Annotated in this window: 27 protein-coding genes, 1 pseudogene and 1 riboswitch; of the genes and pseudogenes, 14 read left to right on the forward strand and 14 right to left on the reverse strand. The window is 72.8% G+C overall.

Annotated features, from left to right (window positions below):
* Nucleotides 1–5: 5 nt before the first annotated feature.
* On the forward strand, nt 6–470 hold the full coding sequence (locus I601_RS10045; protein WP_068108955.1) for an acyl-CoA thioesterase: 465 nt from the start codon (nt 6–8) through the stop codon (nt 468–470).
* A gap of 26 nt (nt 471–496) precedes the next feature.
* On the opposite strand, the gene I601_RS10050 is transcribed toward I601_RS10045, so the two are convergent.
* Together I601_RS10050 and I601_RS10055 are read right to left on the reverse strand one after the other, a co-directional pair.
* Nucleotides 497–1,897 (reverse strand): class II fumarate hydratase, encoded by a 1,401-nt coding sequence (locus I601_RS10050; protein WP_068108959.1) that lies wholly within the window; start codon nt 1,895–1,897, stop codon nt 497–499.
* Nucleotides 1,898–1,931: 34 nt separating this feature from the next.
* Entirely contained in the window at nt 1,932–2,600 is a 669-nt protein-coding gene (locus I601_RS10055; protein ID WP_068108963.1) for a spermidine synthase, read from the reverse strand.
* A 96-nt stretch (nt 2,601–2,696) separates the two neighbouring features.
* Between I601_RS10055 and I601_RS10060 the strand changes: the two genes are divergently transcribed.
* Nucleotides 2,697–2,933: a hypothetical protein gene (locus tag I601_RS10060; RefSeq protein WP_068108967.1), complete on the forward strand. Its 237-nt coding sequence runs from the start codon at nt 2,697–2,699 to the stop codon at nt 2,931–2,933.
* Here the strand turns inward: I601_RS10060 and I601_RS10065 are convergent, their stop codons facing one another.
* Complete coding sequence (locus I601_RS10065; RefSeq protein ID WP_068108970.1) at nt 2,934–4,619, reverse strand: fumarate hydratase; 1,686 nt, start codon at nt 4,617–4,619, stop codon at nt 2,934–2,936.
* Nucleotides 4,620–4,663: 44 nt separating this feature from the next.
* On the opposite strand from I601_RS10065, the gene I601_RS10070 reads away from it, so the two are divergent.
* Complete coding sequence (locus tag I601_RS10070; protein ID WP_068108975.1) at nt 4,664–5,200, forward strand: DUF1707 SHOCT-like domain-containing protein; 537 nt, start codon at nt 4,664–4,666, stop codon at nt 5,198–5,200.
* 4 nt (nt 5,201–5,204) lie between these two features.
* Here I601_RS10070 and I601_RS10075 read toward each other — a convergent pair whose 3' ends face one another.
* On the reverse strand, nt 5,205–5,516 hold the full coding sequence (locus I601_RS10075; protein WP_218917786.1) for a winged helix-turn-helix transcriptional regulator: 312 nt from the start codon (nt 5,514–5,516) through the stop codon (nt 5,205–5,207).
* A gap of 165 nt (nt 5,517–5,681) precedes the next feature.
* On the opposite strand from I601_RS10075, the gene I601_RS10080 reads away from it, so the two are divergent.
* The 10 genes from I601_RS10080 to I601_RS10125 all read left to right on the forward strand — a co-directional run bounded on the left by I601_RS10080 (nt 5,682) and on the right by I601_RS10125 (nt 14,099).
* A complete protein-coding gene (locus I601_RS10080) occupies nt 5,682–6,638 on the forward strand; it encodes an NADP-dependent oxidoreductase (RefSeq protein WP_237089604.1) in 957 nt (318 codons plus the stop codon).
* 74 nt (nt 6,639–6,712) lie between these two features.
* Complete coding sequence (locus I601_RS10085; RefSeq protein WP_068108980.1) at nt 6,713–7,504, forward strand: SDR family NAD(P)-dependent oxidoreductase; 792 nt, start codon at nt 6,713–6,715, stop codon at nt 7,502–7,504.
* Between the two features lie 129 nt (nt 7,505–7,633).
* Nucleotides 7,634–7,743: riboswitch (TPP riboswitch) on the forward strand.
* Nucleotides 7,740–8,342, forward strand: coding sequence for a thiamine phosphate synthase (locus I601_RS10090; protein WP_084527424.1), 603 nt, complete (start codon nt 7,740–7,742; stop codon nt 8,340–8,342). (Overlaps the previous riboswitch by 4 nt.)
* Complete coding sequence (gene thiO, locus I601_RS10095) at nt 8,339–9,376, forward strand: glycine oxidase ThiO (protein ID WP_068108982.1); 1,038 nt, start codon at nt 8,339–8,341, stop codon at nt 9,374–9,376. Before I601_RS10090 ends, thiO begins: the two co-directional genes overlap by 4 nt.
* The gene (thiS, locus tag I601_RS10100; RefSeq protein ID WP_068108985.1) at nt 9,373–9,573 is read left to right on the forward strand and encodes a sulfur carrier protein ThiS; all 201 of its coding nucleotides are present in this window, start codon (nt 9,373–9,375) and stop codon (nt 9,571–9,573) included. Before thiO ends, thiS begins: the two co-directional genes overlap by 4 nt.
* Nucleotides 9,570–10,358, forward strand: a complete 789-nt coding sequence (locus I601_RS10105) for a beta/alpha barrel domain-containing protein (RefSeq protein WP_068108988.1) — start codon at nt 9,570–9,572, stop codon at nt 10,356–10,358. Before thiS ends, I601_RS10105 begins: the two co-directional genes overlap by 4 nt.
* A complete protein-coding gene (locus I601_RS10110) occupies nt 10,355–10,945 on the forward strand; it encodes a thiamine phosphate synthase (RefSeq protein WP_068108991.1) in 591 nt (196 codons plus the stop codon). The genes I601_RS10105 and I601_RS10110 overlap by 4 nt, the downstream gene beginning before the upstream one ends.
* Nucleotides 10,942–11,772 (forward strand): bifunctional hydroxymethylpyrimidine kinase/phosphomethylpyrimidine kinase, encoded by an 831-nt coding sequence (thiD, locus tag I601_RS10115; RefSeq protein WP_068108993.1) that lies wholly within the window; start codon nt 10,942–10,944, stop codon nt 11,770–11,772. Before I601_RS10110 ends, thiD begins: the two co-directional genes overlap by 4 nt.
* Nucleotides 11,769–13,445 carry a phosphomethylpyrimidine synthase ThiC gene (gene thiC, locus I601_RS10120; protein WP_068108996.1) on the forward strand — a complete coding sequence of 559 codons (1,677 nt, stop codon included), beginning with the start codon at nt 11,769–11,771 and terminating at the stop codon, nt 13,443–13,445. Before thiD ends, thiC begins: the two co-directional genes overlap by 4 nt.
* Before the next feature lie 9 nt (nt 13,446–13,454).
* On the forward strand, nt 13,455–14,099 hold the full coding sequence (locus tag I601_RS10125; RefSeq protein ID WP_068108999.1) for a DUF1707 SHOCT-like domain-containing protein: 645 nt from the start codon (nt 13,455–13,457) through the stop codon (nt 14,097–14,099).
* Nucleotides 14,100–14,172: 73 nt separating this feature from the next.
* Here the strand turns inward: I601_RS10125 and I601_RS10130 are convergent, their stop codons facing one another.
* From I601_RS10130 to I601_RS10145, 5 genes and pseudogenes are all read right to left on the reverse strand, one after another.
* Complete coding sequence (locus I601_RS10130) at nt 14,173–15,375, reverse strand: ABC transporter ATP-binding protein (protein ID WP_068109002.1); 1,203 nt, start codon at nt 15,373–15,375, stop codon at nt 14,173–14,175.
* Between the two features lie 24 nt (nt 15,376–15,399).
* Entirely contained in the window at nt 15,400–16,233 is an 834-nt protein-coding gene (locus tag I601_RS10135) for a carbohydrate ABC transporter permease (protein ID WP_068114710.1), read from the reverse strand.
* 5 nt (nt 16,234–16,238) lie between these two features.
* A complete protein-coding gene (locus I601_RS10140; protein WP_068109004.1) occupies nt 16,239–17,189 on the reverse strand; it encodes a carbohydrate ABC transporter permease in 951 nt (316 codons plus the stop codon).
* A gap of 256 nt (nt 17,190–17,445) precedes the next feature.
* A pseudogene (locus tag I601_RS21980) lies at nt 17,446–18,519 on the reverse strand (extracellular solute-binding protein); the annotation flags it as partial.
* Between the two features lie 96 nt (nt 18,520–18,615).
* A complete protein-coding gene (locus tag I601_RS10145; protein WP_218917787.1) occupies nt 18,616–19,524 on the reverse strand; it encodes an alpha/beta fold hydrolase in 909 nt (302 codons plus the stop codon).
* 97 nt (nt 19,525–19,621) lie between these two features.
* On the opposite strand from I601_RS10145, the gene I601_RS10150 reads away from it, so the two are divergent.
* The gene (locus tag I601_RS10150; RefSeq protein WP_068109006.1) at nt 19,622–20,458 is read left to right on the forward strand and encodes an alpha/beta hydrolase; all 837 of its coding nucleotides are present in this window, start codon (nt 19,622–19,624) and stop codon (nt 20,456–20,458) included.
* Between the two features lie 54 nt (nt 20,459–20,512).
* Here I601_RS10150 and glpX read toward each other — a convergent pair whose 3' ends face one another.
* From glpX to I601_RS21160, 5 genes are read right to left on the reverse strand one after another with little or no spacing between them, the layout of a single operon-like run.
* Nucleotides 20,513–21,565: a class II fructose-bisphosphatase gene (glpX, locus tag I601_RS10155; RefSeq protein WP_084527430.1), complete on the reverse strand. Its 1,053-nt coding sequence runs from the start codon at nt 21,563–21,565 to the stop codon at nt 20,513–20,515.
* On the reverse strand, nt 21,562–22,548 hold the full coding sequence (locus tag I601_RS10160) for an ABC transporter ATP-binding protein (RefSeq protein ID WP_068109009.1): 987 nt from the start codon (nt 22,546–22,548) through the stop codon (nt 21,562–21,564). Before I601_RS10160 ends, glpX begins: the two co-directional genes overlap by 4 nt.
* Nucleotides 22,545–23,399 carry an ABC transporter permease gene (locus I601_RS10165; RefSeq protein WP_084527432.1) on the reverse strand — a complete coding sequence of 285 codons (855 nt, stop codon included), beginning with the start codon at nt 23,397–23,399 and terminating at the stop codon, nt 22,545–22,547. Before I601_RS10165 ends, I601_RS10160 begins: the two co-directional genes overlap by 4 nt.
* Entirely contained in the window at nt 23,396–24,193 is a 798-nt protein-coding gene (gene modA, locus I601_RS21155; RefSeq protein WP_218917788.1) for a molybdate ABC transporter substrate-binding protein, read from the reverse strand. Before modA ends, I601_RS10165 begins: the two co-directional genes overlap by 4 nt.
* Nucleotides 24,190–24,579, reverse strand: coding sequence for a TOBE domain-containing protein (locus I601_RS21160; protein ID WP_068109012.1), 390 nt, complete (start codon nt 24,577–24,579; stop codon nt 24,190–24,192). Before I601_RS21160 ends, modA begins: the two co-directional genes overlap by 4 nt.
* Nucleotides 24,580–24,612 lie beyond the last annotated feature (33 nt).

Raw genomic sequence — 24,612 nt, forward strand, 5'->3', positions numbered from 1 at the left:
GAGGCGTGAGCAACGTCTTCGAGTGCGAGATCCAGGCGCGACTGCGCGACATCAACCTCGGCGGCCACGTCGACAACGTCGAGGCGATCCGCATCCTCGACGAGGCGCGCATCCTGTTCCTGCGATACGCCGACGTCAGCCCCCCGGCCGGGCCGCGTCCGGGGCTGTTCGGTGGCCTGCCCGACGGTGTGGTCGACCTCGTCGGCTCGCAGCGGGTCGACTACCACGCCGAGATGCGCTTCGCGCCGTTCCAGCCCTTCCTGATGCGGCTGTGGGTGCAGCGGATCGGCGGCTCGTCGTTCACGGTCGCGACCGAGCTGCGCGTCGCGCGCGACCACGAGCCGGCCCTGGTCGCGGCGACCACGCTGGTGCTCTGGGACCACGCGACCCAGGCCTCGTGGCCGATGAGCGACGACGTGCGGGCCACCTTCGAGCGGTACGCCGGCGACCCGGTCGTGCTGCGCGGCTGACCGGCCCGGCCCGCTGCGGCCCGGTCCTAGGGGTGGGTCATGCTCTCGACGTCGAGGGCCGCGTCGAGCTGCTCCTCGGTGAGGTCGCCCCGCTCGACGTAGCCCATCGAGAGCACCTGCTCGCGGATGGTGCGGCCCTCGGCCAGCGCCGCCTTGGCGACCTTCGCGGCCTCCTCGTAGCCGATGTGCTTGTTCAGCGGTGTCACCACCGACGGCGACGACTCGGCGTAGGTGCGCATCCGCTCGGCGTCCGCGGTGATCCCGTCGACCGTGCGCTCGGCGAGGACCCGTGAGGAGGCCGCGAGCAGGCGCACCGACTCCAGGACGTTGCGGGCGATGACCGGCATCGCGACGTTGAGCTCGAAGGAGCCGCTGGCGCCGGCGACGGTGACGGCCGCGTCGTTGCCGATGACCTGGAAGCAGACCATCAGCGTCGCCTCCGGCAGCACCGGGTTCACCTTGCCGGGCATGATGCTCGAGCCGGGCTGCAGGTCGGGCAGGTGGATCTCGGCCAGCCCCGTCGTCGGGCCCGAGGCCATCCAGCGCAGGTCGTTGCAGATCTTGGTCAGCCCGACCGCGTAGGTCCGCAGCGCGCCGCTCAGCTCGACGAGGGAGTCGCGGGTGCCCTGCGCCTCGAAGTGGTTGCGGGCCTCGGTGAACGGCTGACCGGTGCGCTCGCCGAGCACCTCGATGACACGGGCGGCGAACCCCGCGGGGGTGTTGATGCCGGTGCCGACCGCGGTGCCGCCCAGCGGCAGCTCGTGGACCCGGGGGAGCACCGCCTCCAGCCGTTCGGCGGCGTACCGCACGGTGGCGGCGTACCCGCCCATCTCCTGGCCGAGCATCACCGGGGTGGCGTCCATCAGGTGGGTGCGACCGGACTTGACCAGGCCGGCGAACTCCTCGGCCTTGGCCTCGAAGGAGGTGGCGAGCACGTCGAGCGCCGGCAGCAGGTCGTCGACGACGGTGAGGGTGGCGGCGACGTGGATCGCGGTGGGGAAGGTGTCGTTGCTCGACTGGCTGGCGTTGACGTGGTCGTTGGGGTGCACGTCGGTGCCCGCCCGCGAGGACAGCGAGGCGATGACCTCGTTGGCGTTCATGTTCGACGAGGTGCCCGACCCCGTCTGGAAGACGTCGATGGGGAAGGCGTCGTCGTGCCGGCCGGCCGCGACCTCCTGGGCCGCGGCGGTGACGGCCCGGGCCTGCGACTCGTCGAGGATGCCCAGCTCACCGTTGACGGTGGCGGCGGCGGCCTTGACCTGACCCATGGCATGGATGAGCGACGGCTCGATCGGGGTGCCGCTGATCGGGAAGTTCTGCACGGCCCGCTGGGTCTGGGCGCGCCACAGCGCGTCGCGGGGCACCTCCACCTCGCCCATGGAGTCGTGCTCGATGCGGACGTCGTCCCGGTCGCTGTGCTGGCTCATCCGGCCACCGTAGCGACTGCGCCGGGACCCGGGTTCACCTGGCGACGTAGAGCAGGTACCGCTCGTCGCGCTCCTGCAGCTGCACGTCGTGGCGGCGTACGTCGACCTCGTCGAAGACCCCGCGCAGCGCCGCCTCGAGCGCGGCGGACTCGGAGGCCGACCACACGACCAGGGCACCGCCCGGGCGCAGCACCGCGCGGACGGTGGCCAGGAACGGCTGCTCGTAGAGCGTCGCGTTGGCGTCATGGACCAGGTAGCCGGGGCCGTTGTCCACGTCGAGCAGCACCAGGTCGTACGACGCCGGCCGCGCCTCGGCCATCGCGACGGCGAGGTCGGCCACCACCACGTGGACCCGGGCGTCGGCCAGCAGCGACGGCCCGTGCGGGACGGTGCCGTCGCGCATCCAGCCGACGAGGGCCTCCTCGATCTCGACCACCGCGCACGTCTCGACCCGGGAGTCGGCCAGCACCTGGTGCATCGTGTAGCCGAGGCCGAGCCCCCCGACGACGACGGCCCGCGGGTCCGCCACGAGGTCGAGCGCGGCGCTGGCCAGCGCGCGCTCGCTGCCGACCTCGACGGTGTCCATCACGAAGACGCCGTTGGCGCGCAGCTCGAGCCCGGCCGGCGAGCCGTCGACCCGACGCTCGCGCAGCACCAGCTCACCGCGTTCGGTCTCGGCCCGGGCGATCTCCACGTGCTCCACACCAGCATCCTGCCCCGACGCGGAGGGTGAGGTTCGGCAGCACCGCCGTGGCTACCGTCCGGGGGAGGAACCACCGACGCACGACGAGGGAGATCCGTGAGCCAGGGCCAGCAGGACCGCGAGCAGGAGCGCAAGCAGGACAAGCAGCGCGACGCCGACGAGAAGGGTGCGGCCGACGAGGGCGGTCAGGTCTCCGAGGTGCAGAACATGGAGGGTGCCGGCGAACCGATCTCCGACGACCAGTCCGTCGCCGGTCAGCCGGACGCCGAGAGCGGTCGCGTCGACGAGGGGCCCACGGGCCCGAACGCCCGCAGCGGCTCCAACGAGAACTGACTACTCGGCCGAGCGGACCCGGATCCCGGACAGCGGCACGGTGACGGTGCCGCTGGGGTCGGTGAAGAAGTCGTTGCCTTTGTCGTCCACGACGATGAAGGCGGGGAAGTCCTCGACCTCGATCTTCCAGACCGCCTCCATGCCGAGCTCGGGGTACTCCAGCACCTCGACCGACTTGATGCAGTCCTGGGCCAGGCGGGCGGCGGGGCCGCCGATCGAGCCCAGGTAGAAGCCGCCGTGCTCGCCGCAGGACTCGGTCACCTGCTTGGACCGGTTGCCCTTGGCGAGCATCACCATGGAGCCGCCCGCGGCCTGGAAGGACTTCACGTAGGAGTCCATCCGGCCCGCGGTGGTGGGGCCGAACGAGCCGGAGGCGTAGCCCTCGGGGGTCTTGGCCGGGCCGGCGTAGTACACGGCGTGGTCCTGGAGGTACTGCGGCATGGGCTCGCCGGCGTCGAGGCGCTCCTGGATCTTGGCGTGCGCGATGTCGCGGGCCACGACCAGCGGACCGGTCAGCGAGAGACGGGTCTTCACCGGGTGCTTGGTGAGCTCGGCGAGGATCTCGGTCATCGGCTGGTTGAGGTCGATGCGCACCACGTCGGCCTCGGCCTGGAGGGCCTCGTCGGTGGGCTCGGGCAGGTAGTGCGCCGGGTCGGTCTCGAGCTGCTCGAGGAAGACGCCCTCGGCGGTGATCTTGCCCAGGGCCTGGCGGTCGGCCGAGCAGGAGACGGCGATCGCGACCGGCAGCGAGGCGCCGTGGCGGGGCAGCCGCACGACGCGCACGTCGTGGCAGAAGTACTTGCCGCCGAACTGGGCGCCGATTCCGAAGTCCTGCGTCAGCTTGAAGACCTGCTCCTCGAGCTCGAGGTCCCGGAAGCCGTGGGCGGCCATCGAGCCCTCGGTCGGCAGGTTGTCGAGGTAGTGCGCGGAGGCGTACTTGGCGGTCTTGAGGGCGAGCTCGGCGCTGGTGCCGCCGATGACCACGGCGAGGTGGTACGGCGGGCAGGCGGCGGTGCCGAGCGAGCGGATCTTCTCGTCGAGGAACGCCAGCATCCGCGTGGGGTTGAGGATCGCCTTGGTCTCCTGGAACAGGAACGACTTGTTGGCTGACCCGCCGCCCTTGGCCATGAAGAGGAACTTGTACTCCGGCTTCCCGCTCGTCTGCGGGGTGGAGTAGATCTCGATCTGCGCCGGCAGGTTGGTGCCGGTGTTCTTCTCCTCGTACGTCGTCAGCGGCGCGAGCTGGGAGTAGCGCAGGTTGAGCTTCGTGTAGGCGTCGTGGACGCCACGGCTGATCGCCTCGCCGTCGTCGACGCCGGTCAGCACGCCCTCGGACTTCTTGCCCATCACGATCGCGGTGCCGGTGTCCTGGCACATCGGCAGCACGCCGCCCGCGGAGATGTTGACATTCTTGAGGAGGTCGGTGGCCACGAACCGGTCGTTGCCCGACGCCTCGGGGTCGTCGATGATCTTGCGCAGCTGGGCCAGGTGGGCCGGGCGCAGGTAGTGGGCGATGTCGTGCATCGCCTCCGCGGTCAGGCGCTGGATCGCCTCGGGGGAGACCTTCAGGAAGGTCTGGCCCTCCACCTCGACGGCGGAGACGCCCTCGGTGGTGATCAACCGGTAGGGCGTGTCGTCGTGTCCGATGGGCAGCAGGTCGGAGTAACGGAACTCGGCTTCGCTCACGGGCGCCCAGGGTACGCCGTCCGGACCGGCGCTGTTCTTCGGGCATGGGAGAGATGGAGGAGGGGGTACCCGGACCGTCGAGGTCGCGGGTCTCGCACGCCGACCGGGAACGGGTCGCGGAGGTGCTGCGCGTCGCAAAGGGGGAGGGGCGCCTGGACCTCGACGAGCTCGGAGAGCGCCTCGACCTGACCTGGGGCGCCAAGACGTACGCCGACCTGGTGCCGATCACCCACGACCTGCAGACCCCGGACTCGATCGTCCCCGCGCAGCACACCGCGTTCGCGCTGATGGGCAGCGTGGTGCTCGACCTGCGCCAGGCGGTCCTGGAGAGCCACGAGACACGCATCCAGGCCAACGCGGTCATGGGTGACGTGAAGGTCCTGGTGCCGGCGCACGTGCACGTCGTGGTCGACGGCATGCCGGTGATGGGCGACTACGGCCAGGGCAAGGACAAGGTGCCCGCCGACCTCGGCCCCGAGTCGCCCGTCGTACGGGTGCAGGGCGTGGCGCTGATGGGCTCGGTGCAGGTCCGGCGGCTGCCCCCGCCCGGCACCCCGAAGAAGTACCTCGGCACCTACTGATACCTCAGCCGGGGGTGGGCTCGTCGAATCGGAGGCGAGCGGCTCGCACGTCGGGGAGGTGCCGTTCGGTCCACTCACGCATCGCGGCAAGGGGCTCGGTCACGGTGTGCCCTAGGTCGGTGAGGGAGTACTCGACCTGGGGCGGCCGCTTGTGCGCGAGGACGGTGCGATCGACCAGCCCGTCGTGCTCGAGGCCCCGAAGCGTCTGGGTGAGCATCTTCTGCGTGATGCCAGGGACGGCTCGGCGCAACTCTCCGAAGCGGTGCGCCCTCTCCTCGAGCCTGCCGATGATCAGCGCCGACCACTTCGACGCCACGAGGTCGAGGATGTCGCGGCACGGGCATTCGGCCGAGTAGAGGTCACCCCGGTGGGAGGCGTCATCACATGCTGTGTGCGGGTGGGTAGTTTCCATGAGGTACCTACTAGTCAGACGAGTGCCTTCTTGCGGAAGGATACTGCAGCGATGATGCTGGATCGCATGATGAGTGACAAGCCCCAGATGACCGCCATCGTCCGCTCCGACGACGGGAGGCTGTCGGCCCTCCAGGTCGCCCGCCCCGTGCCCGGGCCGACCGAGGTCCTGTTCAGAAGCGCGGCGGCCGGGGTCAACGCGATCGACTGGAAGATCCGTGCGACCGGCGACATCTTCGGCACGTTCGATCCGGACCTGCCGATGGTCCTGGGCTGGGACGTGGCCGGCGAGGTCGTCGAGGTGGGCCCGGGCGTCACCCGGTTCGCGGTCGGCGACCGGGTCTTCGGGATGCCGCGGTTCCCGCGTCCCGCCGAGGCCTACGCCGAGTACGTGGTCGCTGGCTCCCGCGAGGTCGCCCACACCCCCCAGGCACTGTCCGACGTCGAAGCAGCCGCCCTCCCGCTGGCCGTGCTCACGGCATGGCAGTCGGTCGTCGACACCTTGCGCGTCGGTCAGGGCGACCGGGTGCTGGTGCACGCGGCATCGGGTGGCGTCGGTCACCTGGCCGTCCAGCTGGCCAAGGCCCGCGGCGCCGAGGTGTGGGCCACGGCGTCGGCCCGCAACCACGACGCTCTGCGCGACCTCGGTGTCGACCACGTCATCGACCACCGGACGGAGCTCTTCGAGGAGGTGGCGGTCGACATGGACGGGGTGCTCGACCTCGTAGGCGGGGCCGAGCACGCGGAGCGGTCGGTGCGGAGCCTGCGCCGGGGTGGCCGCCTGGTGGTCGTGCCGTCCCCCGACGACATCCCATCCCGCGACGTGCTCGACGAGGCCGGTGTCAGTGCGACGTGGATCCTCGTCGAACCCGACTACGCCGCCCTGGAGGCCGTGGCGCAGATGATCGGCTCGGGGACGCTGCGAGTCGTCGTGGGTGACACACGGCCGCTCGAGCGGTTGGCCGAGCTGCACGAGATCGGCGCGACGGGCGGTCCGTTGGGCAAGCTGGTCGCCACCATCGGTTGAGCGCCGACCCAGCGGCTGCCTGCGCACGTGTGCGGCTGACTCCTCCCACGCCCCCTGAACAGAAGGACTCCACGATGTCCACGATCATGATCACCGGCGCCACCGACGGCATCGGCCTCGCCACCGCCCAGCGGCTCGCCTCCCTCGATCACCGGCTCGTCCTGCACGGACGCAGCCCAGGCAGGCTCGCCGACGCCCGCGCAGCCGTCGAGGCGCAGCGGGCCGGGTCAGTCCTCGCGACCGCGCTCGCAGACCTGTCCGACCTGTCCGAGGTCGACGCACTCGCCGCTGCCGCCGCCGACCTGAGCATCGACGTGCTCGTCAACAACGCCGGCGTTTACCACACTGAGCACCCGGTCACCGTTGACGGGCTCGACGTCCGCTTCGTCGTCAACACCATCGCCCCGTACCGACTGACACGTCTGCTGCTTGCGCACCTGCCCGCCAGTGGACGCGTCGTCAACCTGTCGTCCGCCGCTCAGGCGCCCGTGGACCTGCAGGCGCTCGCCGGTGGGCGCCGGCTCGACCACGGCACGGCCTACGCCCAGAGCAAGCTCGCCCTCACCATGTGGACTCGTCACCTCGCTGACCAGGTCGGACCCGACGGGCCGGTCGCCGTTGCTGTCAACCCCGGCTCGTTGCTGGCTTCCAAGATGGTCCGGGACGGCTTCGGCATCGCCGGCAACGACATCAACATCGGTGTCGAGGTCCTCGTCCGAGCCTCGACGAGCGGCGAGTTCGCCGATGCGGGCGGAAAGTACTACGACAACGACGCGGGCCGGTTCGCCGATCCGCACCCCGACGCGCTGGACCCCGAGAAGCGCGCGGCCCTTGTCGCGGGGATCGACCGCGTCCTCGGACGATGACCGGGAACGACCCGACGACGCGGCCCGGTCGATGGCCCGGCGGGGATGCGGCCGACGTGGTCAGCATGCTCTTCCGTCTGCTGTGGGACGGGGCCTTGACGTCACCTCCCACGTCCGCGCTACGGTCTGCTCGTCCACCACGGGAGCTCGCGGCAGCGGGCTGAGAGGGAGCTGTTCCGCTCCGACCGTTGAACCTGATCCGGGTAAAGCCGGCGAAGGAAGCGAGGAGCGAAGCGTGCTGCCACGTCTGTTCTGCCTGGTCGGCCCCGCCGACGACCTGTCCGTCCTGCCCGGGCTGGCCCGGCTCGGGATCCGCGGCTTCCAGGTGCGTGCCAAGCACTGGTCCACGCCGGTCTCGGACCGCCAGGCCCTCGAGCTCGTACGCCGCGTGGTCGCCGCGGTGCGCCCGCACGGCGCCGTCGTGGTCGTCGACGACCGGGTCGACCTGGCGCTGGCCGGCGCGGCCGACGGGGTCCACCTCGGGGCGCTGGACCTGCCCGTCGCCGAGGCGCGGCGGATCGCCCCCGGGCTGCTGCTGGGCGCGACCTGTCGGGACCGCGACGAGGTGTGCCGTGCCGCCGCGGACGGCGCGGACTACGCGGGCCTCGGGCCGGTCTTCGACACCGTGAGCAAACCCGGACTGCCGCCCGCCCTGGGCCTGGCCGCCATCACCGCGGCCGCCGGTCCGCTGCCGCTGCTGGCCATCGGTGGCCTCGACGCCCCCCGCGCCCGACAGGCCCGCGAGGCCGGGGCCCACGGGGTCGCCGTGATCGGTGCCCTGTGGCGTCCGCCCGACCCCTTGCAGGCCGCCCGGGAGCTGCTCGACGCCGTCGCGTGAGCGGCACCGACGCGGCCCGCGTCGAGATCCTCGGGGCCGGCGTCATCGGGCTCGCGGTGGCCGACGAGCTCCGGCGTCGCGGTCACGAGGTGCGCGTCGTCGACCCCGCCCCGGCCCGCGGTGCGTCGTGGGCGGCGGCCGGGATGCTCAGCCCCGCCGCCGAGGTCTGGCACGACGAGCCGGCCCTGCTCGACCTGGGCCGGCGCAGCCAGGCGTCGTGGCCCTCCTGGGGTGACCGGCTCGGGGTCCCGCTGACCCGCGGCGGCACCCTGCTGGTCGGGCTGGACGCCGACGACCTGCGCGACGTCAAGCGCCAGGCCACGCTGGTGCGGAGCCTGGGCGGCCGGGTCGAGGACCTCGACGGGGCTCGGGTGCGCGCGCTGGAGCCGACGCTCGCGGGGCGGGTGCTGGGCGGGGTGCTGCTGCCCGACGACCACAGCGTCGACCCGCGTCGGGTCCTCGCCGCCCTGCTCGACCGGGTCCCGGTGCAGCGTGACCCCGGCCCGGCCGGCTGGGCCGAGGTGACGGTCCTGGCCACCGGCGCGTCGCTGCCGTCGGCGTACGCCGCACGGCTGGGGCCGGGTCTCGTGCGGGGGGTGCGCGGGGAGGTGCTGCGGGCCCGCAGCGACGACCCGCCGACCCGCCCGGTGCGCGGCTGGGTGCGCGGGCGTCCCGTCTACGTGGTGCCCCGCGCCGACGGCGAGGTCGTCATCGGCGCCACCAGCGAGGAGCACGACCAGCCGCCGGTGGTGACGCTCGGTGGCGTGCACCGCCTGCTCGACGCGGCCCGCGAGCTGGTGCCCGGGCTCGACCGGGCCGAGCTGCTCGAGGCGCTGGCCCGCGACCGGCCCGGCACCGCCAACGGGCTGCCGTTGGTGGGCCCCACCCACGACCCCCGGGTGGTGCTGGCGACCGGCCACTTCCGCCACGGCGTGCTGCTCGCGCCGCTGACCGCCGAGCTGGTCGCCGACCACCTCGAGAGCGGCCGGGTCGACCCGGCCACCGACCCCCGCCGACTCCTGGAGGACCGATGAGTGCCCCGACCACCCCGCAGATCCTGCTCAACGGCCGGCCCGCGCCGCTCGTCGCGAGCGTGCGTGACCTGGTGCCCGACCCCGACGGCAGGGCCGTGGCCGTCAACGGTGCGGTGGTGCCCCGCGCCGAGCACGGCACCCACCGGCTGCGCGACGGCGACGTCGTCGACGTGGTGACGGCGGTGCAGGGCGGATGACGCGGGCGGCGACGACCGGTACCGGGGCGCTGCGGGTGGCGGGGGAGGAGCTGTCCTCCCGGTTGCTGCTGGGCACCGGCGGCCTGCCCGGGCTGTCGCTGCTGCCGGCGGTGCTGGAGGCGGCCCGGCCCGGCCTGGTGACCGTCTCTGTGCGCCGCACCTCGACCACCGGCGCCGGCGGGCTGCTCGACCTGCTGCGCCGCTCGGAGGTCCGGCTGCTGCCCAACACCGCCGGCTGCACCTCGGCGCGCGAGGCCGTGCTGACCGCGCGGCTGGCGCGCGAGGCGCTCGACACCTCCTGGGTCAAGCTCGAGGTGATCGGTGACGAGACGACCCTGATGCCCGACGTGGTCGAGCTGCTCGACGCCGCCGCGACGCTGGTGCGCGACGGGTTCACCGTGCTGCCCTACACCACCGCCGACCCGGTGCTGGCACGTCGCCTCGAGGACGTCGGGTGTGCCGCGGTGATGCCGCTGGGGGCCCCGATCGGCTCCGGGCTCGGCATCCTCGACCCCTACGCGGTCGAGGCCGTGGTCGCCGCCGTGGGCGTGCCGGTGGTGCTCGACGCCGGGGTCGGCACCGCCAGCGACGCCGCGCTGGCGATGGAGCTGGGCTGCGACGCGGTGCTGGCCGCGACGGCGGTCACCCGCGCCGAGGACCCGGTCGCCATGGCCGCAGCGCTGGCGCTCGCCGTGGAGGCCGGCCACCTGGCCCGCGGCGCCGGACGGATCCCTCGGCGCGGGGTCGCCCGGGCCTCGAGCCCGCGGGCGGGGCGGGTCGGATGAGCGGCCCGAGCCTGCCGCGGCTGCTGCTGCTCACCGACCGGGCCCAGCTGGCCAAGGGACGAGGACTCAGCGCCACCGTCGCCGAGTGCGCCGCCGCCGGTCTGGAAGCGGTGGTGGTGCGGGAGCACGACCTCGACCGGCGCGGGTTCGCCGCGCTCGTCGACACGCTGCTGGCGGTGCCCGGGTTGCGGGTGCTCACCTCGCGGCGCGCGCACCCCGGGGCCGCCGGGCTGCACCTCGCCGCGCACCAGCCCGCCCCGGCCACCGGTGTCTTCGGGCGCTCCTGCCACGACGCCGCCGGGCTGGCCGCGGCCGCCGCCGAGGGGGCGGCCTGGGCCACGGTGTCGCCGTACGCCGCCACCGCGAGCAAGCCCGGCCACGGCCCGCCGCTGGACCCGGCGCTGCTGGGTCGGGACCACGGGCTGCCGGTCTGGGCCCTGGGCGGCCTCGACCCCACGAACGCCGCGGGCGCCCTGGGCGCCGGCGCCGCCGGCGTGGCCGTCATGGGGGCGGTGATGCGGGCCCGCGACCCGGCGCAGGTGGTCGCCGACCTGCTGGCCGCGACCGCACCGGCGGTGACCCGGTGATCCGCGCGCAGCGGCGGCCCGTCGACCCGCCGGTGCTGCTCAGCGTGGCCGGCACCGACTCCGGCGGCGCCGCGGGGACGGCCGCCGACCTGACCACCTTCGCCGCCCTGGGCGCCCACGGGGCGTGCGTGGTCACCGCCGTGACCGCCCAGGACACCACCGGGGTGCGCGACGTGCACCCGGTGCCGCGGCGCAGCGTCGAGGCGCAGCTCGACGCCGTGCTCGAGGACCTCCCCGTGGCGGCCAGCAAGACCGGCATGCTCGGACACCCTGGTGTGGTCGAGCTCGTCGCGGCCCGCCTGGGCGGCACCCGTCTGGTCGTCGACCCCGTCCTGGTGGCCACCAGCGGGGCGGTGCTCGGCGACGCGTCGGTGGCGCGCGCCTACGTCGAGCACCTCCTGCCGGTGGCAGCCGTCTGCACGCCCAACGCCGACGAGGCCGCCGTGCTGCTCGGCCGCGAGGGCACCCCGCGCGACCTCGCCGCCGCGCTGTCCGACCTGGGGTGCGCGGTCGTGGTCACCGGCGGCCCCGGCACCGACCCGGCCGGCGCGAGCTGCACCGACTGGCTCGCGCACCCCGGCGGGCCGGTCCGCGCGCTCGCGCACCCCGCCGTCGACACCGGCAACGACCACGGCACCGGGTGCACGTTCAGCGCTGCGCTGGCGGTCGCGCTCGGCCACGGGGACGACCTCGAGACCGCGGTGGCCCGGGCCGCCGCCCACACCGTCGCCGCGCTGCACCGCAGCTCCGGCTGGCGCCTCGGCCGCGGCCGGGGGCCCATCGCCCACACCCACGACCCGATCCGCACCACCGGAGGAGACCGATGACCCAGCAGCAGCCAGTCCACCCCGCCCACTCCCGCGTGCTCGTCGACCACGCAGGCGTCCAGGTGCCCGTCACCCGGGTCGCGCTGACCAACGGCGAGACGTTCGACCGCTACTGCACCACCGGCCCCGGCTCCGACCCCGCGGTCGGGCTGCCGGCGCTGCGGGAGCCGTGGGTGGTCGAGCGCGGTGACACCACGACGTACGACGGTCGGCGCGGCAGCGCGCTCGACGACGGTCGCGGGGCTGCCCGGCGCGGGGGAGCCCGCCAGGAGTGGACCGGCCCGCGGCGAGCACCGCGGCGCGCGACCGGTGCGGCGGTGACCCAGATGGCCTACGCCCGGCGCGGGGTGGTGACCCAGGAGATGCGCTACGCCGCGGCCCGGGAGGGCTGCGACGTCGAGCTGGTGCGCAGCGAGGTGGCCGCGGGGCGCGCGATCATCCCGGCCAACCCCAACCACCCCGAGGCCGAGCCGATGGTCATCGGCAAGCGCTTCCTGGTGAAGATCAACGCCAACATCGGCAACAGTGCCGTGACCTCCAGCATCGCCGAGGAGGTCGAGAAGCTGACCTGGGCGACCACCTGGGGTGCCGACACGGTCATGGACCTCTCCACCGGCGAGGACATCCACACCACCCGGGAGTGCATCCTGCGCAACTCCGCGGTCCCGATCGGCACCGTGCCGATCTACCAGGCGCTGGAGAAGGTCGACGGCCAGGCCGACCGTCTGACCTGGGAGATCTACCGCGACACCGTCATCGAGCAGGCCGAGCAGGGCGTGGACTACATGACGGTGCACGCGGGCGTGCTGCTGCGCCACGTCCCGCTGACCGTCGACCGGGTCACCGGCATCGTCTCGCGCGGCGGCGCGATCATGGCCGGCTGGTGCCTGGCCCACCACGAGGAGAACTTCCTCCACACCCACTTCGACGAGCTCTGCGAGATCTTCGCGGCGTACGACGTCTCGTTCAGCCTGGGCGACGGGCTGCGCCCGGGCAGCGTGGCCGACGCCAACGACGCCGCGCAGCTCGCCGAGCTGCGCACCCTGGGGGAGCTGACCCTGCGGGCGTGGGAGCACGACGTGCAGGTGATGGTCGAGGGTCCCGGGCACGTGCCGCTGCACCTGGTGGAGGAGAACGTGGCGCTGCAGCAGGACTGGTGCCACGGCGCGCCGTTCTACACGCTGGGCCCGCTGGCCACCGACGTCGCGCCCGGCTACGACCACATCACCAGCGCGATCGGCGCCGCCGCCATCGCGATGCACGGCACCGCGATGCTCTGCTACGTCACCCCCAAGGAGCACCTGGGCCTGCCCGACCGGGACGACGTGAAGACCGGGGTCATCACCTACAAGCTCGCCGCGCACGCGGCCGACGTGGCCAAGGGCCACCCGGGTGCCCGGGAGTGGGACGACGCGCTGTCGAGGGCCCGCTTCGAGTTCCGCTGGCACGACCAGTTCGCGCTCTCCCTCGACCCGCCCACCGCGCAGGCGATGCACGACGAGACGCTGCCGGCCGAGGCGGCCAAGACCGCGCACTTCTGCTCCATGTGCGGGCCGAAGTTCTGCTCGATGCGGATCAGCCAGGACGTGCGCGACCGGTTCAAGGAGAAGTCCCAGGAGTTCCTCGACCTCGGGGCCAGCGTCTACGTCGAGGAGGGAGCGGGTTCGATCTAGGCTGTCGCCATGGACGACCTCTCGGACGCAGCCGGCCACGACCGTGGTCGGCTGCGCGTCTCCCACGCGGACCGTGAGCGGGTGGCCGAGGTGCTGCGCGAGGCTGCGGGCGACGGTCGGTTGGACCTCGACGAGCTCGACGAGCGCCTGGGACTGACCTGGCAGGCCAAGACGTACGCCGACCTGGTCCCGATCACCGTCGACCTGCAGGCCGGGGGCGCGCTGACCTCACCGCCGCCCGGCCCCGGGAGCCGCGCCCCGGTGCCGACCACGGGGCACGCCTCGTCGACCGCCATCCTCGGCGACTGCAAGCGCCGCGGCGTGTGGCGGGTCCCGGCCCAGCACACGGCCTTCACGCTGATGGGCAGCGTGCTGCTCGACCTGCGCGAGGCCGTGCTCGAGAGCCGGGAGACCGCCATCACCGCCAACGCGGTGATGGGCGAGGTCAAGATCCTGGTCCCGGCGCACGTCCACGTCGTGGTCGACGGCACGCCGATCCTGGGCGACTTCGGGCAGGGCAAGGACAAGGTGCCCGCCGAGCTCGGCGCGGACTCACCCACCGTCCGGGTCCGGGGGATGGCGCTGATGGGATCGGTGCAGGTCCAGCGCCTCCCCGCACCGGGCACCCCCAAGAAGTACCTCGGCACCTACTGACCCGGCCCAGATGTCGCACCGACCCGGCGCAGATGTCGCGCCGGGTCGGCCCGAAGTGTCCGGCCGGCTCCGGTCAGGCGGGGGTGGCCACCGCGTCCGCGGGGATCTCGCCGGCGTGCTCGCGGTCGACGGTGAGGTTCTCCCCGGTGGCGGGGTCGAACAGGTGCATCTTCGTGGCGTCGACCCAGATCTCGGCCGTCTCGCCCTCCTTGATGCGGCTCGCCCCGTCGAGGGAGACCACGAGCTGGGTGCGCAGGCCCTCGCCGTCGAGGTCGGCCTCGAGCTCGCGCATCTTCGCCTCCACCTCGGGGGGCGCCTCGAAGGGGATGTAGGCGTAGGTCTCGTTGCCGAGCCACTCCACGTAGTCGACGTCGGCGCTGAAGGTGGAGTCCGAGCCGACCTTGTCGGCGATGGTGGCGTCCTCGAAGTACTCCGGTCGGATGCCGGCCATCAGCACGCCCTTGCCCTGGCAGCGCTCGGCCTTGGCCTCGGGGATCTGCACGGTCCCGAAGGGCAGCTTCACCGAGGTGCCCTCCACCTCGGCGGGCAGGAAGTTCATCGGCGGGGAGCCGATGAAGCCGGCGACGAAGAGGTTGCCGGGGTTCTCGTAGAGCTCGCGGGGGGTGGCCAGCTGCTGGAGCAGACCGCGCTTGAGCACCGCGACCCGGTCGCCGAGCGTCATCGCCTCGGTCTGGTCGTGGGTGACGTAGACGGTGGTGATGCCCAGCCGCTTCTGCAGGCGCGCGATCTCGGTGCGCATCTGCCCGCGCAGCTTGGCGTCGAGGTTCGACAGCGGCTCGTCGAAGAGGAACGCGTCGGCCTGGCGGACGATTGCGCGACCCATCGCCACCCGCTGGCGCTGACCGCCCGACAGGTTGCCGGGCTTGCGCTCGAGGTGCTCGTCGAGCTCGAGGGTCTTCGACGCCTCGCGCACCTTCTCGTCGATCTCCTTCTCCGGAGCACCGGCCAGGCGCAGCGGGAACGCGATGTTCTCGTAGACCGACAGGTGCGGGTAGAGCGCGTAGTTCTGGAAGACCATCGCCAGGTTGCGGTCGCGCGGCGCCAGGTCGTTGACCTTGCGGTCCCCGATCATCATGTCGCCGGAGGTGATGTCCTCGAGGCCCACGATCATCCGCAGCAGCGTCGACTTCCCGCAGCCCGAGGGGCCGACGAGGATCACGAACTCGCCGTCGGCGATGTCGATCGAGACGTCGTTGACGGCCGGGAAGCCGTCGCCGTACTTCTTGACGATGTTCTTGAGGGTGATGGCGGCCATCGGACCTGCCTTTCTGTGTCTGACTCAGCCCTTGACGGCGCCGGAGGTCAGACCGGCGACGATCTTGCGTTGGAAGACGAGCACGATGAGCACGATCGGGATCGTGGCCACCACGGCCGCGGCGGCCAGGAGGCCGGCGGGACGCTGGAAGGGGTCGGGGCCCACGAAGAACGACAGCGCCGCGGGGATCGGGCGCGCGTTCTCGGTGGAGGTCAGGGTGATCCCGAAGACGAAGTCGTTCCAGGCGAAGAAGAACGTCAGGATCGCGGCGGTGAACACACCCGGCGCGGCCAGCGGCACGATCACCTTGCGGAACGCCTGCCAGGAGGTGGCACCGTCGACCTGGGCGGCCTGCTCCATCTCCCACGGGATCTCGCGGAAGAACGCCGACAGGGTCCAGATCGCCAGCGGCAGCGTGAACGACATGTAGGGCAGGATCAGCCCCGGCCAGGTGTCGTAGAGGCCGATCGTGCGCCACAGGTCGAAGAGCGGGCTGACCAGCGAGACGACCGGGAACATCGCGATCGCCAGCGAGATGGTCAGCACCAGCTTCTTGCCCTTGAACTCCAACCGGGCGATCGCGTACGCCGCCAGGGTGGCGATGATGACCGACAGCAGGGTCGCGATCAGGCTGATGCCGATCGAGTTGATGATGGCGCGACGGAACTGGTCGTCCTGCAGGACGCTGGAGTAGTTGTCCCAGCCGGTGAACGAGTCCAGCGGCAGGAACCCGGGGTCGGTGCCACCGGAGACGGCCGCCTGGCTCTTGAACGACAGCGAGATGATCCACACGACGGGCAGCAGGCACCAGACGAGCACGAGCAGCACGCCGATCATGAGTCCGATCTTGTTACGCATCGTCGTCACTCCCCTCGGGCCTGGGCCAGGTCGACCTTGAACATCTTCACGATGAGCCACGCGACCAGCAGCACGGACAGGAACAGCAGGACCGCGAGCGCCGAGCCCATGCCGAGCTGGAACTGCTCGATGCTCTGGCGGTAGGTCAGGAACGAGATCGACTCCGTGCCCTGGGCGCCGGCGGTCATCACGAAGATGTTGTCGAAGATGCGGTAGGCGTCGAGGGCGCGGAAGAGCACCGCGACCATGATCGCCGCCTTCATGTTCGGCAGCACCACCTTCCACATCCGCTGCCACCAGGTGGCGCCGTCGACCTTGGCGGCCTCGACCATGTCCTCGGAGACCTGGGCCAGCCCGGCGAGGAGCAGCAGCGACATGAACGGCGTGGTCTTCCAGATCTCGGAGACCATGATCGCGATGATCGCCGGCGGCGGGGAGCCGAACCAGTTGAAGTCGTCGGCGATGAACGGCAGCCAGCCGTTCACGAACCCGTTCTGGTAGGTGAACGCGAACTGCCACGCGAAGCCCGAGACGACGGTGATGATGCCGTAGGGGATCAGGATCGAGGTGCGGATCAGCCCCCTGGCGAAGATCACGCGGTGCATCACCAGGGCGAACGCGAAGCCGATCACCAGCTCGATCGCCACGGTCACGACCATGTAGAGGACGGTCACGCCGATGTCGCGCCAGAAGAGCGAGTCGGTGAGGGCGGTGACGTAGTTGGAGAGCCCGATGAACTCCCGGTCCGCGGGTGCGGTGAGCGAGTAGTTGTACAGCGAGAGGTAGAGCGCCCGCAGGATCGGGAACGCGGTGACGATCAGCATCACCACGATCGCCGGTGCGACCAGGCGCTGGCCGAGACGGTTCTCGTGCCGGGCGCGGTCGCTGACGTAGGCCTTGGGCTGCTTGGGGTCGCCGGCGTTGACGGCCGGCGTGGCCACGGTCGAGGAGGTCACAGCAGCGCCTTCCCTTCGAGCACGGCCTGCAGGTAGGCCTGGGACTTCTCGGGCGTCGAGTCGGGGTCGACGTCGCTGGGTGCGTGCCAGCGGGCCTGGATGGCGCCGGAGATGGTGGCGTAGAAGGCGCTCTTGGGGCGCGGCCCGCCGTCGTCGACGCTGGTGCGGAACAGCTCGAGCAGGTCCGGGGGTAGGCCTTCGTCAGCTCGTCGGCGTCGTACGCCGTCTGGGTGGCGGGCATCAGCCCGTCGGTGACGGCGAGCTCGACCTGGTTCTCGGTGGAGGTGATGCAGGCGGCCGCCTCCCGGGCGAAGTCGGGGTGCTTGCTGAACGCCCCGACGCCGATGTCGATGCCGCCCACCGGGGGCGCGGAGTCCTCGCCCTCGACGGTGCGCGGGTAGCGCGCCCAGCCGAGGTCGTCGAACTCCTCCTTCGTGTAGTCGTTGGCGTCGGAGGGCTCGTAGTTCTTGTAGACGAACGTCCAGTTCGTCATGAACTCGCCGGGGGAGTCGCCGTACATGTAGGCCAGCGCGGTGCCCTCGTTGGACACCGACAGGTCGCCCTGGGCCGCGGAGGAGTCCGCGAGGGCCTGGATGACGCTCGCGGCCTCGCGGGCGGCGTCGGAGTCCAGGGTCACCTTGGCGTCCACGCCGTCCTCGGGGTTCTCGAGGATCGTGCCGCCGGCCCCCTCGATCAGCGCGTTGATCCACACGACGTACGCCTCGTACTTGTTGCCCTGCACCCCCACCGTGGCGCCGTCGACCGAGCTGGCGCCCTCGATGATCTGCTTCCAGGTGACCGGCTGGCTCATGTCGAGGCCGGCCTTCTCGGCCAGCGACTTGCGGTACCAGAGCACCTGGGTGTTGGCCCACAGCGGTGCGGCGAAGATCTTGTCGTCCCAGCGCACTGTCTCGGCGATGCCCTCGAGGGTGTCGTCGGTGACGGTGTCGCCCGGCAGCTCGGCCAGCCAGCCGGCGTTCGCGAACTCGGGCACGAAGACCGGGTCGAGGTTCATCAGGTCGGTCTGGTCGTCCTCGGCGGCGAGGCGGCGGGCCAGCTGCACCCGCTGGTCGGTCGCGCTGGTGGGCAGCAGCCGGGTCTGGATGTCGTACTCGTCGGTGCTGCACTGCTCGGCGAAGGCCACGAAGGTGTCCTGGCCGTCCGGGTTGAGGTACCAGGTCAGGGTCGGCTTGCCCTCGGAGCCGCAGGCGGCCAGCAGGCCGACCGAGAGCGTGAGGGCCGCCGCGGTGGCCAGGCCGCGCCGCGACCTGCGGCGTACGACGGCTCGTCGCCGGCCCCGGGTCGTCGGGGCTGGGCTCTCCTGCGGCATGGGACCTCCCGAGGACGCGAATGGGACCCCAGGTCTAGTCCCTGCCAGCGGGCCTCCACAACCCCCTACCGGGGTATCTGCGGGGGTGAGGTCCGCTCAGGCCCGGTCGGCCGTGCGGCGGATCGCGGCCGCGAGGGTCTCGTGCAGCGCCGGGGGCAGGTCGTGGCCCATCCCGTCGATGAGCAGCAGCTCGGAGCCGCGGAGCCCGCGGGCGGTCGCGCGGCCACCCGAGGGGTGGACCATCTTGTCGGCGAGGCCGTGCACGACCAGGGCCGGCTTGCGCAGCGCCCGCAGCCGCGGCTCGCGGTCGGGCTGGGTCAGGATGGCCATCATCTGGCGCAGCGTCCCGGCGGCGCTGACGCCGTGGTCGAAGGTGTCCTCGGCACGGCTGCGGGTGGCCTCGGGGGACTGCGGGTAGGCGGGCGAGCCGATGAGGCGCCACAGCCGCTCGCTCTGCCTGACGAAGTCCTCCTTGGAGGTGCCGCCGCGACCCAGCAGGGTCGGCAGCAGCGCGGGGTGCTGCCACCCGACGGTGCGCCGGCCGGTGGTCGACATGATCGAGGTCAGCGACCGGACCCGCGTCGGGTGCTCGAGCGCGAGCGTCTGCACGATCATCCCGCCCATCGACACGCCCGCGACGTGCGCGGACTCCACGCCCAGGTGGTCCAGCAGGCCCGTGACGTCGCCGGCCATGTCGGCCAGCGAATACGGCGCCCGGGTCGGCGCACCCGCGAAGGCGCGCACGAGGGTGGCCCGGGTGACCCGGCCCCCGACACGGCTCGACCGCCCGCAGTCCCGGTTGTCGAAGCGCACGACGTAGAAGCCGCGGTGCGCGAGCATCGTGCACAGCTCCTCGTCCCACCAGGTCAGGGGCGCACCGAGACCCATCACCAGGACGAGCGGCTCGTCGGCGGGGTCTCCGAAGGTCTGGTAGCACAGCTCGACGTCGGTGCTGACGGGCGCGCGGAGCTGCTCGGACATGGTCACCGGGGGACGAGCGGGCATGGTTCCAGTAGACCGCAAGGACCAGGTCGACCGGACGTCCGGTCACAATTGTGTGTCACACCTCACAGGGTGGTCCGAACCGCGTTACGGTCGGGCGATGAACGAGTCGCCGCTCGCCTCCTTCCTGCTCCCGGAGGGCTACCGCCGCCCGCCGGTGGTGGCCGTCCTCAACGAGGCGCGGATCGCAGGCGAGGCCCGTCGCTACGCCACGCGGGCCCTCAGCGCGCGCCTCGAGCGCCGCCGCACGCCGTACGTCGCCGGGCCGCAGGCGCGTGACCTCGACCCGGTGCTGCTGGTCCCGGGCTTCCTCGCCGGCGACTACACGCTGCGCTTCATGGCCGCCGCGCTGCGCAAGCAGGGGATGCGCACCTACCGCTCGCACATCGTGGCCAACGTCGGGTGCACCCTCGACGCCGCCCACCTCATCGAGCAGCGGCTCGAGGCGATCGCGAACAAGCGCGGCACCCGGGTGCAGCTCGTGGGCCACAGCCTGGGCGGGATGCTCGCACGCGGCATCGCCGTACGCCGCCCCGACCTGGTCTCCGGGATCGTCACCATGGGCAGCCCGATGCTGGCCCCGGCCGCGCACCACCGCGCCCTGACCGCCGGCCTCGGCGGGCTGATCGCGCTCAGCAAGGTCGGGGTGCCGCGCACGATGACCGTCGACTGCGTCGGCGGCCCGTGCGCGCGGGAGAGCTTCGAGGAGAGCCGGCAACCGGTGCCCGCGGACGTGGCGTTCACCGCGATCTACTCGCGCCGCGACGGGATCGTCGACTGGCGCGCCTGCATCGACCCCACGGCGACGGCGGTCGAGGTGCGCACCTCGCACGTCGGCATGGTCATGGACCCCGCCGTCATCACCGCCGTCACCGAGGCGCTGGTGCGCCACCGCGGCGCCCGTGAGGAGACGCAGAGCTGGGTGGCCAGCGCCTGACCGACGAGCAGTCACTTCTGCACCGTCGACCGGTCAGTTCCGCACCCCGCCGGCTCAGCGGTCGAAGTCGACCGCCGAGTAGGAGCGCAGCTTGTGCAGCTGGTGCTCCGACTGGATCTGGCGGATCGTGCCGGAGCGCGAGCGCATCACCAGCGAGTGGGTGGTGACCCCGCCGGCGCTGTAGCGCACGCCGCGCAGCAGCTCGCCGTCGGTGATGCCGGTGGCCACGAAGAAGCAGTCGTCCCCGGTGACGAGGTCGTCGGTGGTCAGCACCGTGCCGAGGTCGAGGCCGGCGTCGAGGGCCTTCTGGGTCTCCTCGTCGCCCTGCGGCCAGAGCTTGCCCTGGATGGTCCCGCCCATGCACTTCATGGCGCAGGCGGTGATGATGCCCTCGGGGGTGCCGCCGATGCCGAGCAGCAGGTCGATGCCGGTCTCGGGGCGGGCGGCCATGATCGCGCCGGCCACGTCGCCGTCACTGATGAACTTGATCATCGCGCCGGTGGCGCGGATGTCGGCGACCAGGCTCTCGTGGCGCGGCCGGTCGAGCAGCATGACGGTGACGTCCTCGGCCCGCTTGCCCTTGGCCTTGGCGACCGCGGCGATGTTGTGCGCGACGGGCGCCTCGATGTCCACGAAGTCGGCGGCCTCGGCGCCGGTGACCAGCTTCTCCATGTAGAAGACCGCCGACGGGTCGTACATCGACCCGCGCGGCGAGACCGCGAGCACCGAGACGGCGTTCGTCATGCCCTTGGCGGTCAGGGTGGTGCCGTCGATGGGGTCGACCGCGACGTCGCACTCGGGGCCGGTGCCGTCGCCGACCTGCTCGCCGTTGTAGAGCATCGGCGCGTTGTCCTTCTCGCCCTCACCGATGACCACGGTGCCGTTCATGCCGATGGTCGAGATCAGCACCCGCATGGCGTTGACCGCCACCCCGTCGGCGCCGTTCTTGTCGCCGCGGCCGACCCAGCGGCCGGCGGCCATGGCGGCGGCCTCGGTGACCCGCACGAGCTCCAGGGCCAGGTTGCGGTCGGGGGCCTCGGGCGAGACGTCCAGCCCACCGGCTGGGGCGCTCGTGGTGGGGCTGGTCTGCGTGGAGGGCGAGGTCATGGGCGCATGCTATCGGTCTGCACCGCTGTCTCCTTGACGCTCAACCACACCTCGGCACCCGGGTCGAGCCCGAGCTCGACCGCGGCGGCCGGGGTCACGTCCGCGATCAGCTCGGGACCCCGGGTCGTGGTCACCAGCAGGCGTACGGCGTCGCCGTGCGGTGCGAGCGCCGCGACCCGGCCGGCCCAGCGGTTGCGCGCCGACGTCGGGGCCGGCCCGCTCCCGGCGCCGCGGGGGGAGACGGTGACCGCGCTGGGGGCGAAGGAGCGCAGCGTCTCGCCCTCGCGGACCACGTTGAGCCCGACCAGCCGGGCGACGTGCTCGGTGCGCGGGTGGGCGGCCACCTCGCGCGGCGACCCGGTCTGCACCACCCGGCCCTCGTCGAGCACCAGCACCTCGTCGGCCAGCGTGAGCGCGTCCAGCGCGTCGTGGGTGACCAGCAGCACGACGCCGGCGTACGCCGCCAGGTGCCGGGCCAGCTCGATGCGCAGGCCGGTGGCGACGCCGACGTCGAGCCCCGCGAACGGCTCGTCGAGCAGCAGCAGGTCGGGCTCGGTGGCCAGTGCCCGCGCGATCGCCACGCGCTGGGCCTGGCCGCCGGAGAGCTCGGCCGGGCGGCGCTCGGCCAGGTCGCCGACCCCCAGCCGGTCCAGCCAGTCCCGGGCCCGGCGCTCCGCGTCGCGGCGCGGGACGCCCCGGGTGCGCAGCCCGAAGGCGACGTCCTCGTGGGCGCGCAGGTGCGGGAAGAGCGACCGGTCCTGGAAGACCACCCCGAGGCGCCGCTCGCGCACCGGCAGGTCGGTCCAGTCGCGCCCGCCGACCTCGACCCGACCGGTCGCGGCGACGGTGCCGGCCAGCGCGCCCAGCAGGGTGGACTTGCCGGCGCCGTTCGGGCCGATGACCGCCACCACCCGGCCGGGGGCGGCGTGCACCTGCGCCACCAGGCGTCCGGGGACGGTGAGGTCGGCGTGCAGGCCCGTCATCGGGGCCTCAGCCAGCGGTGCCGCAGCCCCGCGAGCACGCCGACGGAGACGATGAGCAGGATCATGCTGAGCGTGCGCGCCGCAGCCGGGTCGGCCTGCAGGGTGGTGTAGATCAGCGACGGCATCGTCTGGGTGGTGCCGGGGAAGTTGCCGGCGAAGGTGATGGTGGCGCCGAACTCGCCGAGGCTGCGCGCCCAGGCCAGCGCCGCGCCCGCGACCAGGCCGGGCATCGCCAGCGGGAGCGTGACGCGGCGGAAGGTGGTCCAGCGGTCGGCGCCCAGGGTGGCGGCCACGACGTCGTACCGCTCTCCGGCGGTGCGCAGGGCACCCTCGACGCTGAGCACGAAGAAGGGCATCGAGACGAAGGTGTGCGCGATGACGACGGCGCTGGTGGTGAACGGGATGCTGATCCCGGTGGTCTCGCGCAGCAGCGAGCCGACCACGCCGTTGCGGCCCAGGGCGGTCACCAGGGCGACGCCCGCGACCACCGGCGGCAGCACCAGCGGCACCGTGACCGCCGCGCGCAGCAGGCTGCGACCGGGGAACTCCACGCGCGCCAGCAGCCAGGCCAGGGGCGTGCCGAGCACGACGCAGGCCGCGACGGTCAGCAGCGACGTCAGCGCCGACAACCCGAGCGCCCGGCGCACCGGCTCCGAGCGCAGCTCGCTCCAGAACGACCCCCACGGGGTGTCGAGCACCAGCGTCGCCAGCGGGAGCACGAGCAGCACCGCGGCGAGGACCGCGGGCACCAGCAGCACCAGCGGCGGCCGGCCGAGGTGTCGGGGGGCCGCCGTCGTCGGCGCCCCCGTGGCCCCCGGGGCCGTGGCGGCCAGGAGCGGGCCGGAGGTCACGGGGCGCCGAAGCCGGCGTCGGCCAGCACCCGGCTCCCGACCTCCCCGAGCACGAGGTCGACGAAGTCCTGGGCGAGGTCGGGCTGCTGGGTCTGCTGCAGGATCGACAACGGGTACGACGTGGGCTGCTGCTCCGCGCCCGGCACGGTGATCGTCTCCACGGCGTCGCCGGCCGCCACGGCGTCGGTCGCGTAGACCAGGCCGGCGTCGGCCTCGTCCGCGACCACCCGGGCCAGCACCGCCTTGACGTCGACCTCGAGGCTCGCGGCGTCGGTCTCGACGCCCGCCTGCTCGGCCAGGGCGGCCCAGACCGCACCGCAGGGGGCGGTCTCGACGCAGGCGACGTAGTCGACACCTTCGGCGGACAGGTCGTCGAGGCCCTCGATGCCGGCGGGGTTCCCGGCCGGCACCACCAGGACCAGGGTGTTGGTGGCGAAGAGCTCCGGCGCGCCGGCCAGCGCCGCGGCCGCCGACTCCATCGTGCGGGTGTCGGCGGTGGCCAGCACGTCCGCGGGCGCTCCCTCGAGCGCCTGCTGGGCCAGGGTGGCCGAGGAGTCGAAGGCCAGCGTGACCTCCACCCCCGGGTGCTCGGCCTCGAACTGGGCGGCGAGCTCGGTGAAGGTCTCGGTCAGCGAGGCCGCGGCGAGCACGGTGAGGCTCTCGCTCCCGCTGGTGCCGCTGCTGCTCGGCTCGCCCGCGCCGCCGGCCGGGTCGCTGCTGCTGCTGCAGGCGGCCAGGGGGAGCAGGGCAAGCACGCCCAGGAGGCCGGCGGCGACGTGCGGACGGGCGTTCACGGCAGCTCCACGACGACGTTGGTCGACTTCACCGAGGCGACCACCCGCGAACCGGGGGCCAGGGCGAGGTCGTCGGCGGCCTCCGCGGACATCAGGGAGACCAGGCGGTAGGGGCCGCAGACCATGTCGACCTGGGCCATCACCGTGTCCTTGCGGACCCGGGTGACGATGCCGACCAGGCGGTTGCGGGCGCTGACCGCCGAGGCGCGGGCGGGGTCGGGCGCGTCGGCCAGCGAGGCGGCGAGTGCGGCCAGGTCGGCCCCGTCGACCACGGTGCGGCCGTCGTGCTGCTGCGCGGGCACCCGGCCGGCCTCGACCCAGCGTCGTACGGTGTCGTCGCTGACGCCGAGCAGGTCGGCGGCTTCCGCGATCCGGTAGGTGGTCACGCAGCGAGTATGCCGCACCTGCGGTGAAGACGG

This window comes from Nocardioides dokdonensis FR1436 (assembly GCF_001653335.1).
GTDB classification, from domain to species: domain Bacteria; phylum Actinomycetota; class Actinomycetes; order Propionibacteriales; family Nocardioidaceae; genus Nocardioides; species Nocardioides dokdonensis.

Coding starts and splice junctions, on each gene's coding strand:
- I601_RS10135 (WP_068114710.1), bottom strand. CDS start 16,233: ATGCGTAACAAGATCGGACTCATGATCGGCGTGCTGCTCGTGCTCGTC.
- thiC (WP_068108996.1), top strand. CDS start 11,769: ATGACCCAGCAGCAGCCAGTCCACCCCGCCCACTCCCGCGTGCTCGTC.
- I601_RS10110 (WP_068108991.1), top strand. CDS start 10,355: ATGAGCGGCCCGAGCCTGCCGCGGCTGCTGCTGCTCACCGACCGGGCC.
- I601_RS10070 (WP_068108975.1), top strand. CDS start 4,664: ATGGGAGAGATGGAGGAGGGGGTACCCGGACCGTCGAGGTCGCGGGTC.
- I601_RS10125 (WP_068108999.1), top strand. CDS start 13,455: ATGGACGACCTCTCGGACGCAGCCGGCCACGACCGTGGTCGGCTGCGC.
- I601_RS10080 (WP_237089604.1), top strand. CDS start 5,682: ATGAGTGACAAGCCCCAGATGACCGCCATCGTCCGCTCCGACGACGGG.
- I601_RS10050 (WP_068108959.1), bottom strand. CDS start 1,897: ATGAGCCAGCACAGCGACCGGGACGACGTCCGCATCGAGCACGACTCC.
- I601_RS10130 (WP_068109002.1), bottom strand. CDS start 15,375: ATGGCCGCCATCACCCTCAAGAACATCGTCAAGAAGTACGGCGACGGC.
- glpX (WP_084527430.1), bottom strand. CDS start 21,565: ATGACCTCGCCCTCCACGCAGACCAGCCCCACCACGAGCGCCCCAGCC.
- I601_RS10105 (WP_068108988.1), top strand. CDS start 9,570: ATGACGCGGGCGGCGACGACCGGTACCGGGGCGCTGCGGGTGGCGGGG.
- I601_RS10145 (WP_218917787.1), bottom strand. CDS start 19,524: ATGCCCGCTCGTCCCCCGGTGACCATGTCCGAGCAGCTCCGCGCGCCC.
- I601_RS10085 (WP_068108980.1), top strand. CDS start 6,713: ATGTCCACGATCATGATCACCGGCGCCACCGACGGCATCGGCCTCGCC.
- I601_RS10150 (WP_068109006.1), top strand. CDS start 19,622: ATGAACGAGTCGCCGCTCGCCTCCTTCCTGCTCCCGGAGGGCTACCGC.
- I601_RS10160 (WP_068109009.1), bottom strand. CDS start 22,548: ATGACGGGCCTGCACGCCGACCTCACCGTCCCCGGACGCCTGGTGGCG.
- thiS (WP_068108985.1), top strand. CDS start 9,373: ATGAGTGCCCCGACCACCCCGCAGATCCTGCTCAACGGCCGGCCCGCG.